The sequence below is a fragment of the Pontibacter roseus DSM 17521 genome, assembly GCF_000373265.1.
Lineage (GTDB): Bacteria > Bacteroidota > Bacteroidia > Cytophagales > Hymenobacteraceae > Pontibacter > Pontibacter roseus.
The window spans coordinates 1-12,371 of the sequence record NZ_KB890770.1 but is presented as its reverse complement, the minus strand read 5'-3'; the positions used below and the strand labels follow the sequence as shown (position 1 = coordinate 12,371).

Annotated in this window: 15 protein-coding genes; all 15 read right to left on the bottom strand. The window is 48.9% G+C overall.

What is annotated here, in order from left to right; translation table 11 throughout:
- Positions 1-37: 37 nt before the first annotated feature.
- The 15 genes from B051_RS22120 to B051_RS0120005 all read right to left on the bottom strand — a co-directional run bounded on the left by B051_RS22120 (position 38) and on the right by B051_RS0120005 (position 12,202).
- A complete protein-coding gene (locus B051_RS22120; RefSeq protein ID WP_018480029.1) occupies positions 38-496 on the bottom strand; it encodes a hypothetical protein in 459 nt (152 codons plus the stop codon).
- Entirely contained in the window at positions 493-1,281 is a 789-nt protein-coding gene (traN, locus tag B051_RS0120070; RefSeq protein WP_018480028.1) for a conjugative transposon protein TraN, read from the bottom strand. The genes B051_RS22120 and traN overlap by 4 nt, the downstream gene beginning before the upstream one ends.
- A gap of 1 nt (position 1,282) precedes the next feature.
- Complete coding sequence (gene traM / locus B051_RS0120065; protein ID WP_018480027.1) at positions 1,283-2,464, bottom strand: conjugative transposon protein TraM; 1,182 nt, start codon at positions 2,462-2,464, stop codon at positions 1,283-1,285.
- Entirely contained in the window at positions 2,451-2,837 is a 387-nt protein-coding gene (locus tag B051_RS0120060; protein ID WP_245539674.1) for a hypothetical protein, read from the bottom strand. The genes traM and B051_RS0120060 overlap by 14 nt, the downstream gene beginning before the upstream one ends.
- The gene (gene traK, locus B051_RS0120055; RefSeq protein ID WP_018480025.1) at positions 2,815-3,423 is read right to left on the bottom strand and encodes a conjugative transposon protein TraK; all 609 of its coding nucleotides are present in this window, start codon (positions 3,421-3,423) and stop codon (positions 2,815-2,817) included. The genes B051_RS0120060 and traK overlap by 23 nt, the downstream gene beginning before the upstream one ends.
- A 17-nt stretch (positions 3,424-3,440) precedes the next feature.
- Entirely contained in the window at positions 3,441-4,436 is a 996-nt protein-coding gene (locus B051_RS0120050; protein ID WP_018480024.1) for a hypothetical protein, read from the bottom strand.
- Between the two features lie 4 nt (positions 4,437-4,440).
- Positions 4,441-5,064, bottom strand: a complete 624-nt coding sequence (locus tag B051_RS22115) for a hypothetical protein (RefSeq protein ID WP_157579141.1) — start codon at positions 5,062-5,064, stop codon at positions 4,441-4,443.
- Between the two features lie 15 nt (positions 5,065-5,079).
- The gene (locus B051_RS0120040; RefSeq protein WP_018480022.1) at positions 5,080-5,751 is read right to left on the bottom strand and encodes a hypothetical protein; all 672 of its coding nucleotides are present in this window, start codon (positions 5,749-5,751) and stop codon (positions 5,080-5,082) included.
- Positions 5,726-8,170: a TraG family conjugative transposon ATPase gene (locus B051_RS0120035; protein ID WP_018480021.1), complete on the bottom strand. Its 2,445-nt coding sequence runs from the start codon at positions 8,168-8,170 to the stop codon at positions 5,726-5,728. The genes B051_RS0120040 and B051_RS0120035 overlap by 26 nt, the downstream gene beginning before the upstream one ends.
- A 48-nt stretch (positions 8,171-8,218) precedes the next feature.
- Entirely contained in the window at positions 8,219-8,521 is a 303-nt protein-coding gene (locus tag B051_RS0120030; RefSeq protein ID WP_018480020.1) for a hypothetical protein, read from the bottom strand.
- 3 nt (positions 8,522-8,524) lie between these two features.
- Entirely contained in the window at positions 8,525-8,800 is a 276-nt protein-coding gene (locus B051_RS0120025) for a DUF4134 domain-containing protein (protein ID WP_106219179.1), read from the bottom strand.
- Positions 8,801-8,842: 42 nt separating this feature from the next.
- Entirely contained in the window at positions 8,843-9,253 is a 411-nt protein-coding gene (locus B051_RS0120020) for a hypothetical protein (RefSeq protein ID WP_018480018.1), read from the bottom strand.
- 154 nt (positions 9,254-9,407) lie between these two features.
- On the bottom strand, positions 9,408-9,902 hold the full coding sequence (locus B051_RS0120015; protein ID WP_018480017.1) for a hypothetical protein: 495 nt from the start codon (positions 9,900-9,902) through the stop codon (positions 9,408-9,410).
- Positions 9,903-9,974: 72 nt separating this feature from the next.
- The gene (locus tag B051_RS0120010; protein ID WP_018480016.1) at positions 9,975-10,604 is read right to left on the bottom strand and encodes a ParA family protein; all 630 of its coding nucleotides are present in this window, start codon (positions 10,602-10,604) and stop codon (positions 9,975-9,977) included.
- 20 nt (positions 10,605-10,624) lie between these two features.
- Positions 10,625-12,202 (bottom strand): relaxase/mobilization nuclease domain-containing protein, encoded by a 1,578-nt coding sequence (locus B051_RS0120005; RefSeq protein ID WP_018480015.1) that lies wholly within the window; start codon positions 12,200-12,202, stop codon positions 10,625-10,627.
- Positions 12,203-12,371: the final 169 nt, after the last annotated feature.

The window sequence follows — 12,371 nt, the reverse complement described above, 5'->3', positions numbered from 1 at the left end:
TTCCTGAGAAAATTCCCGTCGACTAGCCAAATCCTGCTCACAATGGAATTTTGATGCCCGCCAGTAAGCCAGTCCTAAAGTTGTGGTTTACCCGAAGCACGCCCTCATTTTTCTGTTGGAGCATCAGCACTACATTTCCCGGCAGCACATAGCCCAGCTCCAGGCCTGCCTGCAGCGCACCAATGAAATGTGCTGTATTGGAGCCAATGCCCGCTCCCAGGCGCAGCTTGAGAAACGTGTTTCTGGAACGGGTAAGCATGGGTTTGTAGGCAACCCCCACTAACCAGTTTTTGCTGTCGTCCACGTTGCTCTTATAGGCATCACCGAAGATCTCATAGGAATTATAGTGGCGTTTGCTGAACTCCAGGGCAAGGTTAGCAGTTAAGGCATCCTTGTACATCCAGCCGCCTGCTACGTTCAGGTGGGTGTAGCCCTCTTGCGCCCGGCACGACAGCACAACCAGGAGCAGTAAGGAAAGGAGTAATGACTTTCTCATAAGGTGTCTGCATGAAGGATATCGGAATAGTCAATTTTAAGGGAGATGGTGCGCCCAGAAATCTGCTCCTCAGCCACCTCAATATGGAACACCTTTTCCTCTGGGAAAGTAAACTTCCTGAAAACAAACACGTTCCGGTACTGACGCTTGAAATTACCCGTGTCATAAAGCTGGAAACTGGGCTGTAGCTCCACCTGCTGAAAGTTAGTGGCCTTCACGACCTTTTTATCCTCAATCTTAAACCGTATTTGATCGACCGTATAGGGAATGTTGGTGTCATTTCTAAGGGAGACATCAATAAAGAAATAGTCTCCCACTGTATAGATGTTGTTTAGCCTTGCCTGCATCCCCTGCCCTTTCGTAGTCACACTGTTGAACCGGGGTTTTCGCTGGAGGGCCAGCAGCGCAAATCGTGTCATGTCCTCCCGGCTCATGGCCACAGCCGGGTTCAGGTAATCATCCACCCGGGTAGGGTCTATACGCACCTCCGTGTCTGCCCGATCCGCTCGGCTGTAGGCCAGCTTATACTGTACAAGGAAGCGCTCTCCAACGATGGTGATAATACCCGGTTTTGCTCCGCCATGCTTGGGTTTGACCCGAAGGATATTGGCAACAGGTATGTCTCCGGCTACATCATCTGTGGAGATATCTACATACTGTATCGGCTCAGGACTCACAATATGCGTGGAGATGTTTTCATGCACGTGCACTACCTGAAGGGAATCCTGTGCCGAGGCTGAAAACAGCAGGGCAAACAACACATATAGAAGGAATAGCTTTTTCATATTACAGGGCTTTATTATCTATCAAATAAACAATGGTGTTGTACTTCAACTTAGCTTTGTTCTTCCGGATGGCTTTGCCTGCGGCGCGGGTGGTGGTCTGAGAAACCCTTTCCAGCATAGAATAAAGCATCTGGCTGGCATTGTCAGGTGAATCCTCAAAAGTCAGTGTCTGACCACTGCTCACATTCCCGGCAAGCTCTTTTGTAAAGTCCCGGAACTGCGAATCCGGGACATACAGTCCAGCCAAGCCGTCGTTGTCGTAGATACTCAGGTCTACCGGGATGATTTGGTTGCCGTAGAGTATAGAGCGGATGGCTATCTCAATTCGTTGGGCACCGAAACCGGAGACCGTGCCGTAGAGGTAGCTGCCTTTTTTTATTTCGTAGTCCCGCACATAGATGTCATCCAGCAGGCGAATCCTGATCCTGCCGCCTTGCATCACCTTCAACCCTTCGTCCAGAATAGCTCTGATAAACTGCTCCTCACCGTCTGCTGTAATGGTATTGAAAAAGGCTTTGTTCGTATTTCTGTATTTTGTCACGGGTAACGGTGTCGGCTCTTGCTTCTCGGAAGCCGGTGCATGGGCCTTCATCGGCTGTGGCCCCCTACGAGAAGGCACAGGTTCCTCTCCTACCCGGCTCAGGCTGTCAATAAACATCATCTGCTCCCGGAATAGCCGCATTTCCTCTTCATATGCCGATTCAACTTTTCGCATAGGGCGGGCTGACCGTCCAGGCACAGAGGCAGTAGCCGATGCATAGCGCTCTGAGCTGATGCGCTGCCGCTGGCTTACACGCTCCATAAACCCCTCCGGCTGCTGATCCGATAGGATACGGTTATTGAGACTGTCGAGCATCCGCCGCTCCTCTTCCGTGTACACGCTGCCATAGGCAATGTCCCTGGGGTCTACCCTATCCTCCCCGATTTCCTGTATGGCCGAGTAATCGGTCCTATACTTAAACTCGTCCCGAAAAGCCGAGAACTTATCCTTCATGTCCCGCTTTCTCAAGTTAGCATCCGGAAGGGAGGTATTCAGGGCTGTTGTCTCGGTGAGCTCCACTTTTGTTTGTGCGGCGGTGGCCGCCGGTGTCATGTCCAGCCACAGATAATTAAGCAGGACAAGGAAAGGGAGTATGATGAGCGGGATGGCATACCTGGGATGCCGAAAGTTAATTCTCTTCATGGATGATTCGGTTTAAACGCTGATCAATATCTTTGAGAAAAACACTGTCTTGGGCACGCAGGCTGTCAGGATCCAGCTGCCTGGCTGTATTGTAGAGCTTTATCAGCTCCAGCATATCTGCGGTACTCGACCTGCCTATTGTCATCTTGTCGCCAGAAGTATCAAGCTGCCTGTACAGCTCGCCAACCGACACGGCATAGTTTCCCTGGTGCAGGTGCCGGACGACTAATAGCCCCTTGACAGCCACAGACAGTAAAACCAGCATGGCCAGCACCACTGCTTTAGGATTCGAGGCACAGTAGTCCCTGACACTTTCCCTGAGGTATGAAAGCCTTTGCTTTATATTACCGCTAAAAGGATTTCTTTTCGACATACTCCAAGTCCTTGTTTAGGACCGTTTTCCAGTTCTTTATCAAAAGTCCATGGGGGTTGTTCTCTGTGCGCGGCACTTCCTCAAGATCCCCCTCTGTGACAAGAAGTCTTTTCATCACAGAGGTCTCCCGCTCAATGCGCTGTGTGGCGTAGTAGGTAAAGTGCCTGTTTTCGTCCACTTTAACGCTATCGGTTTTGATCGTCAAAACCGCAGAACTAGCCAGGATCTGGTTGTAATAGCCCTTCTCCTTCAGGTTGTTGTATTGTGCCAGACCGGATTCATCCACCAGGTACATGGCCTTGGAGATGTTATTCTTAATGTAGGCGTCATCTGGAGGTAGCGTGAAGAAGAGCAGGTGAAACATGTTCACGTGCGACTTGTACTCTACTGTCCGGTTTACCCCCAGCTCGGTCTGCTCCACCAAGAGCGGCACCGAGTGGTCGATCACATAGATCTTCTTCCGTTGCTCCTCGGCATAACGAAAGGCAAAGGCGCAAACCGTGCCTACTATAATGATGGAGGAGATAAAGCTGCCGATACTCACGGCAAATGCCAGCTTCATTTTCTTTTCGAGGTTGTTTATCATAGCAAGCGCTTTTTAGTTTATTTTAAAATTCCTCCGGCCGCCTTCGCAGCTCCTCCTGCCATTGTACCAATGGCATTACCCACACCCGTGGTGTGCACGATCCAGGTGGAAATAATGGGAATGGTCAGCATGGCCAATCCTCCCACAATCAAGGAGACGATGTAGAAACTGATGCCGCCCGAGGGGAAGGAAACGTAGGCAATGAACATCTCTTCGTTGCCCAGTACTGCCTTCAGGATATCTATTTCCTTCATCAACCCATACTTGACCAGCACAAAGGAGATGGACATAACGATATAGCCCAGTCCCGAGTACAGCCCTACGGAAATATAGCGGGCAATCCAGGTCAGGTAGGAGTCCCGAAAGCCCGGCAGCACGCTAAGGGCAAAGGAGAAGGGGCCCAGGATCACCAGAATGCCTGCAAAGATGATCTGCAGGAAATAGATAATGTAGGAACATACCTGAAAGATGCTGATCACCATCCACTCCACCACCATCATCGCCGTAAAGTGCAGCTTGGCCATCAGCATCAGGTAATACCCTTTCATTTTGTTAAACAGGGGTTGCAGGTCAATCCCCATGGTTTCGTACCAGCTCGCGTCACTGGCTTCACTCTCAATCCGCTCAAACTCGGCGCTGCTCTCAGAGAGCTTTCGGGCCACACTGTCCACCAGCGCGAGGCGTTCCCGGTGCAAATCCTCCACCTGGTCTACCTGTGCGCCGTACATGCCTTTTGCCTGATCATTGACTAGCTGCAGCGGCAGGTTCACAGCATCGATAAACCCTGGCCAGAAAACAATCACCAGTGTCAGGGCGAAAGGGCGCAGCAAGGGCATGATGCGAAGCGTTTCATCACCGGCCATCATTTTGTAAGCCTCCAGGCCAAAGTAGAGCAGCATGCTGATGGCGCAAAGCGCCTGCGCATCATACAGAAAAACACTCACCAAATCCTGTATATTGAGAAAGAGCCCGTCGAACAGGTCAAATATGGCTTTATCGATCAATTCACGCATAGCATCAGTCGGTTAAGTCCTGACTCGTTTTAAAGAGAGAGATGAGCCGCCTGAAATAATTCCTCAAGGCCGTAAGCTCCCCGATGTATACCCGCAGCTGCTCCCCTTTTTTGGCATCGTCCAGGTAAGCGTCCAGGATGATCCCGATGTCGGCGTTAATTCTATCCCGCTCGGCATGGATGGCCAAAATATAATCTGCCTGCACCCCGGCCTGCACCGCCTCAGCATTCATCCCCAATAGGGCAGTGTTGAGTTCATCGATCTTCTTTTTATACAACAGGTGGTATCCTTTATTCAGGGACCTGTCAGCAAACTTGAACATCTCCTGCTCATATACCTGGCTTACTGCTTCCTCCTGCGCCTGGGCCTTCACCTTGTTCTGGTTCAGCAAAGCCATGGTAGGGGCAAGCTGCAGCATGTTCCGCCTGTCAGGCCCTTTCCTGTACTTGTTATGAAACAGAATAAAGTACCATTTCGGGTTGAACTTTCCCCAACGGGTAACAACCTCCCGCTCCAGCTGGTACCTTGTGTTTTTACTGTTAACTGGCTGCACGCCCTGCCCCAGGGCATCTGTAAAGAGGCCAGGAAGCAGGGCCAGGCACAAAGCGGGTACAAATATTGAATTCATAGCAATAGTGATAATTTACTTCTTGATTGCCTTGTACTCATCCATCAGGGAGCGGATGATCGCCTGGCTGTTGTCAGGGTAGGCAAGTCCCATCGGGTTCATGGTCTTCAAAAGGCCCGCGTACTTGGCCACGCGCATCTTGCGGGTAATGGAATAGGCCAGGCCCCGCATCACCCGCAGCTCGTCCACCACGTGGCGGATAAGGGTGAGCCTGTCGGCATTGTTCATTAGGTTCACATCCGTGCCGATGACAGCCACCTGGTAGATATAGGTAAACAGGTCGGATGTACGGTTGAGCAGCTCCAGCTCTGTCTTGGCAGCGATCAGGAGCAGCTCGTTATCACCGCGCGCCAGTTCCATCATTTGGTTTTGGTAATGACCTATGTCTGCGGCAATTTGGGAGGCATAGATAATGTTCTTGCTCTGACCGATAATGGATTGCACAGATTTAAGGGAGTTGTACATCTTTTCCTCCAGCTCCTTGATCTGCGTCATCTTCAGGCTGATGGTAGTCTGCAGGGCCGCAATCTTTCCTTCGTTTTCCTTAATGTCGTTTAAGGCCGCCTGCTGGGCCGTGTGGTTGACAACAAGTGTGGAGACGACCGCCGGGTCAAAAACAACCTGCTGGGCTAGTACATGACCTGTTACCAGGCTCATGAAGCTAAGCGTGTAGAGGTACTTTTTCATAGCTGCGTTGCAAAATCAGGTGAACAAATTCATTTAGCTTGAGCCCCGAGGCCTTGAAGTCTGCGACAAACCTTTCCAAGGCCTCCCTGAAATCCCCATACTTGCTCAGGTACACTTGCATGGCCTCTTTTTCCTGGCGCTCGGTGGTAAAGGTCAAATACTCTTCCAGCGATACCTCCACGCCGTACACCTCACCGGTGGCCCCGCGCTTGATGTAGACTTCCTTGAAGCGGCCCCGCCCCTCTTTGTTGTCGAGGCTGTTGATGGTAAATATCTTCTTGCGCTCCACCTCATTGATAGAGAGCAGCGCGGCGATCTCATCGAAATTGTCCTTGAATTTGGTCTGGTCCAAAAGGCAGATGGTGTCGGAGTTGTTGATGATAGAGTTCTTAACCACAACATTGCCGATGATATCATCCAGCTCCTGTGTCACGACCACGGCCTCTCCCCAGAATTTGCGGACCGTTTTATAGACGTAGAGGATATAGCCGGCCATCAGCGGAGAGGCAATGGCCTTCCAGGCCTCCTCGATGATGAGCGCCTTACGGTTCTTCTTGTGGCGCATCTTCTGAAGGAACACATCCATAATGATCAGGGTGGTGATCGGGAAAAGTACCTTATGCTCCTTGATGGCATCTATTTCAAAGACAATAAAGGGCTCATCAAAAAGGGTGGTATCCATCTCGTTGTTCAGGATCTGGCCATACGCCTCCCCTTTGCAGAACTTCTTGAGGATAAACCGATAACTGGTCAGGTCAAACTTAATGGACTCTTTTTGTGTGATCTCGTCGATCTTTCTGATGGAGAAGTCATAGAAGGACTGGAAGGAAAGGTAGCTGCTCTCCAAGCCGTTTTCAAAGTAGTATTGGTAATAGGAAGTGATAACGGAAGAGAGGACGCTGTCCTCAATTTGGCTGACAGTGCCCTCGGCACCTTTCCAGAGCAGGCCCACCAATGACTTGAGAAACTCCCGCTTCTCCTCGTTGAATTCGGCAGCAGAGATCCGGAAGGGGTTCATGGTGATAGGCTGCTCCTCGGAGTAGGTAATGTAACGGCCCCTGTAGTAGGCACACAGGCCGGAGTAACTGTGTCCGGTATCCACCAAAATAACATCTGTGTGCTGCAGGGCATACTGCCGGATCAGGTGGTTCATGAAAAATGACTTCCCTGCTCCCGAAGGCCCCAACACGAACTTGTTACGGTTATTCATCCGGCCTGAGAAGATGGGCCCATCACTCGTGTCAATCGTGATAGGAATCCCCTGCCGGTCCGTGAAGTATACCTGAAAGCTGGATGACTCACTTTGCAGCAAACGTTCTTTAAAAAGCAGACATAAGGCCGCGTCTGAAGTAGTCAAAAATTTATCATATACTTTAAGCTCCGAACTATTGCCGGGCAAGGCACACCGGAATAGTTCGAGTTGGTTATATGCGTTTCGGGAGGGAATAATACCAATGGAAAACAAAGCGCTTTCCAGATAGTTAGCAGCACGGTCTATCTCCTTTTCTCTGGCTGAAAGCAGCACGCTGTAGTGTCCGTACACGAGCAGCTGGTTATCCTTGGCGATATCGGCCATCACCTGATCAATATCCTGCACACTCAGATCATTGGCCGGGTCAGGCATGGAGAGGTGTTTTTTTCTTTTGGCCTGCAGCCTGGCCAATTCATGGCGCTGATCTGGGATTTGGATCACTTGGTTGTACACCAGGCAGTCACAACCTGGTACCTGGTGCAGAAAATGCATCAGGTCTACCGGGAGGCTATACCCTATGTGAAGCGCTGTGTTTGGCTTAAGATTGGACGGAAAGTTGATCTCGTCTATGTCCACAAGCGAGATACATCGGATAACGCTGTCACCAACTTGAAGGCCTTCATCTGAGGCAAGGAGGTTATTGAGCGCATAAACCTCATCGGAAAAGTTGAAGGCAAGCATGCGGGAAATAAACTGCTTCACCTCGATCTCTTTCAGAGCATAGGGCTTGAAAGACCTGCTCTCCAGTATGTCCAGCACTTTGGCAACGTTCCGCTGGAATGCTTTGAAGTCTTTCTCGTCATATGTAAAGAAGCTGGAGCGCCGCACATCCCTTGTTATAGTTAGGTATGTAGAGACGTCCAGGTACTCTCTTCCTGCAAATGTCTCCTGAAATTTCTGACTCAGGAGGTCATCCGTTTTCTTCGGTACATAGCACTTCCTGGCTAGTATGTCCGTTTTCTGAAGGGTATAGCCTGCACCTAGAATTTTAACAATGTTGGCAAAGGTCTGGTGGAAGAGATGGTAAGCCTCCACGTCTGCACAGTACTGCAGGGCAGGATTTTGTACTTTGATGATAACCGAATAATCTCCGCGCTCATGATATAGAATATCATGGGCATGACGGTCTATGCCAATGTATGGCAGACCAAATCGCTGCTTTTTCATGGCTGAGAAAAGTGATGACGTTAAAGTTGTGCTGCCAGGGCCAGACTCCTATCTTCGTGCAGAACGCCTCCATTGTGCGGGCATGATGTATACCCCTTTGGACTTCGTTTTATGATGCAACCCTTTCTTCTGCTGCATAGCCGTAAACCCCATACCGCCGAAAGTCACGATCACCAAGGCTACCAGACCTGAAAAGAAGTTGAGCGAAACAGATAAGACAACTGCCGCAAAGAAGCCAGTTAGAACGGAGGCCAGGCCCCAGTAGATATATCTACCTTTCAAGGATTTAAATACAAGGGGTTTTTGCAGCCCCTTGTAGACATTAAATCCTCTGTTATCTTCGGGAGCCACGGCTTACAAGCCGAAGAAGGCTTTGATCACTACCCCCACCACCATCAGGAATACGCAGGACCCCATCCACCCCATGACAGCCTTTTGTGTGTCCTGGTCTCCGGAGTTCCACTTGATGTACACCCTAACTCCCCCAATCAGACCAACAATAGCTCCGATGACCAGGATTAGGTTGCCTACAGGGTCAATGTAAGTTTGGAGTTCAGAGGCTCCGGCATCAATGCCTCCGGCCCCTTGAGCAAAGGAAGATGGGACAGCGAGGACTACCAATACGAGCATAGCAAGTAACTTTTTCATAATCTCTGTCATTGAGTTAAAAATTTATGAAGAAAAAGGTATTGCGTTTGAAAGTCGCCTGGCGTTCTGAAGGAATTCCTCTAGGGGTATCCCCTGCCCTATCACGGGCATGGCGACACTATTCTCAGAGGCCGTCTGGTGCGCAAAGGCATGCCCGTCGGCTGCAATAGGATACTCTTGGAGACCGCTATCCAAGGGTTGCTCCTCCTGCTCGTAATCCTCATAATCCTCCTCGAATTCTTCCTCCAGGTAATCCTCGTCCACAATGTCTTGGGGTGCCTCTGTAGTGTCTACTAAATCTGAAACACTGTACTGCGCCACCATATCTGCGGCTACGCCTTTTGCATTTCGAAGATACAGGTCAAATAACAGGTTACCTGCATAATAAAGCACATAGAGTACTGCTACCGTAGCAAAGAAAACGCCCCAAGACATAGCTATATAATTTAAGTTAAAACATCGATTTACAAACTAGACATTCCTACTTTAAATATATAATAGATATGAAAAACGGTTTTATACTTATACGTATATTTTAAGATTAGATTATTTATTTATATACTTTTTTACCTAATGTTATAGATTCAGCTTAGTTCAAGAACTTGTTATCCGTTCTATCACGGAGCCTTTGAATCTCCTCTTTATGCTCTTCAATGAATTTGGCAAACAGGTAGCTTGCCAGCACATTGATTTTGATCCCTCCTTTTTTCTTCAGCAGGTCTAGCACTTCGTGTATATGCACGTCCACATAAACTGTTTTGGAGGTAAAGGTAAACTCATCCTTCGCACTATCGAGCTCAGCAAGCAGTTGTTCAAAGCTCAAACCTGACGCTGCTTTACCCGAAGCCTTTGCAGCTGTCTTTTTCGAGGAAGGCGCCTCCTGCTTTTTGCCTGCTGTAGCGGTAGAAGAAGCCTTAGGCTTTTCACCTTTTTTGCCCGATTTTGAAACTGCGGGCGCCGTCTCTTCTTTTTCCTCAGGAACTGGTTGAACAGCTTTCTCTTCTGCGTTTTTCTGCTGGGGAGCCTGTCCTATGCTTTGCTTAAAGCTCTTGATGTCAAACCCTTTGTTACCTGCTGTAGCCATGAATAATATACGTTATTTAATTAAAATGTTTCAATTATTGAATATTAATATAAATTTTATTTAAAGAATCTTCTATATTGTCTCTAAATACTCATTATATATATACCCAAAAGAATTATCGAGCACCCCACGGATATCCGAAGAGATCGATACGGTATCTATGCGTTGAAATCCTACACGGTCTGGCAGCGCCGGAGCCACAGTGCCGAATTGCGCCAGCTGCTCATCCACGGCAGCTTTCAATTCATAATTCACGGAGGACTTCAGGCGGTTTGGCAGGAACACAATCCTTACCTGCGGGTTAACGTGCTTGGCCACCTGAACAAAGAACATGGTGGACTCAAAAGTCATCTTTTCATAGGAAAACGGACAGACGATTACTTCAGCATCCTGGTATACAGCAATAAGCTCGTTCGTGTCCAGCCTGCCAGGCATGTCCATAATAACATGCCCCCCTTGCAGACTGTCAATATGCACCTTGTATTTCGGGTACTCCTCTACCTCCATCTTGATAACCTCGTACAGTGGGTCATTGGCATACAGCTCCTTCTCCTTCTCCCATCTGGAGTAGATGGAGTCCTGAAAGTCCATATCCAGGATGATTACATTGTCCTTTTTCTCCAAGGCCAGATAGTTAGCCAGCAGTATACAGGTGGTGGACTTGCCTACCCCTCCTTTTTGGTTTGCTACTACAATTTTCATGTATTAATCGTCTATGTATATTATCGTTTTCGTTGATTCTTTCTCTTCCTATTCTCTCCCTGATCAGGTCCGAGGTTTGACTCCATATGGTAAAGCATAGAAGCTGCCAGTTGACCGATGGCCCTGGAAGACTGGGTCCATGCGCCCTGCAGCCTTTCCTCCCTCGCCCGATCACTACCCTTATCGAGCTCAACAACCTGCACAGCATGAAAGGCAGGCCTCTCATTGGTCAGATCTACCCAGGCATATACCCGTTTCTGCTGATGATCAACCAGGAAGTGCTTTCCGTCTGCATGAGCGATGCTCCAGCCGCAACTGTCCAGGATTTCCTGCAGCGGCCTGCCGCTGGCAAGGCCGCTGTGCAGCTTGGCGGCCACCACCTCCTTCTCCAGAGGGTCAGAAGCCTTCGCAACCGACAGATCCGACTGCTTTACAAAAAACAGCCTGGAAAGCAGCTTTATATCCTTATCGCTCGCCACGGTGTACTGCCGTGCCTCCTGCAGCCTTTCCTGGTAAAGCAGCGCCCTGACACGGGCCTTATCAAGCATCAGAACAGGGATGCTGCCTTCTTCATCTCCCTTGATGCGGATCTCTCCCTTTCTGTTGATCAGGAGCCCTGTTGCCTCCAGCTGTCTCTTGAAGCCGGTGTAGCACAGCCCCCTGTCTACAGAAAGCTTGGCTATAAGCTCCCGTCCAGCCTGTATTTTATCTTCTCTGTTAACACTGGAAAGCAGCTCATCGAGCTTCATCACCTGGGAACCCTTTAGCACCTGTTTGCTGGCATGGTCGAGAATCGTGTAGCCATAGGGAGTGCTCTTCCCCTTTGCCTGGTGCACCACCAGCTCTATCCCGAACTTTTCCTTTAATAGCCCGGAGAACTGCTCCACCGTTAGGCCTCGTTTATACTTGCGGAATATGGCTTTCAGCTGCCCTACACGCGCATTTGGTGCTTTATACTTTGCTATCCTGTCAGCAACTTCTTTCCTTGCAAAGGCATGCACCATTGAACCGTACTTAATGAACTGGTACTGCCCCTCCTTCTCCGTGACCTTCACGCCTTCCCTTTCGAGCAGCAACTTAAACTGAGCTTCAGAGGAAAATCCATATGCCAGCGTTTTAGTCAAGTATGCTTTTACCTCGTATGCCACATCCTGCATCAGAATCTCCTGCATCACTTTCTGAGACCTTACGTTTTCATACTTGTCATTCACCTTCTTCCCCTCTTTGCTTACCCTGGTAGACACCATGTGCACATGGTTGTGCGCAGTATCTGAATGAAAGTAGATAAGGTAGGGGTTGTCATGGTACCCCATGCGCTGGAGGTATTCCTCCGCGATTTCCAGGAGTTCCTCCGCACTCTTCTCCCTTCCCTTACAGGAAATAATGGCATGGAACTGGGACTTTAGCACTGACTCGTTTGTGTTTGCCACCAACGTCATGTACCTGATGTAATCCTCCTGCTTCAGGCTTCCCGCAGCCAGGTTCAAGAAACCGAAGTTCTCAGCCTTGAGCAGCTGAGCTGCACCCTGTGCTCTTTTCTCTTCATTGTAAACAACGCCATTGAACCCGGCAGCGGCAGAAAGGATTTTCACGATCATAGCCCACTCATTAACGCTTCAAAAATATAACAAATAATAACTTTTGCATAAAAGCTACTATATATTATTTAACAATTTTAAACTATTACATTTTAGTTAATAGTTATTATTTTTTATTTATAACATAAAGCTTAATAGTTAATAGTTAATAGTTAATAGTTAATAGTTA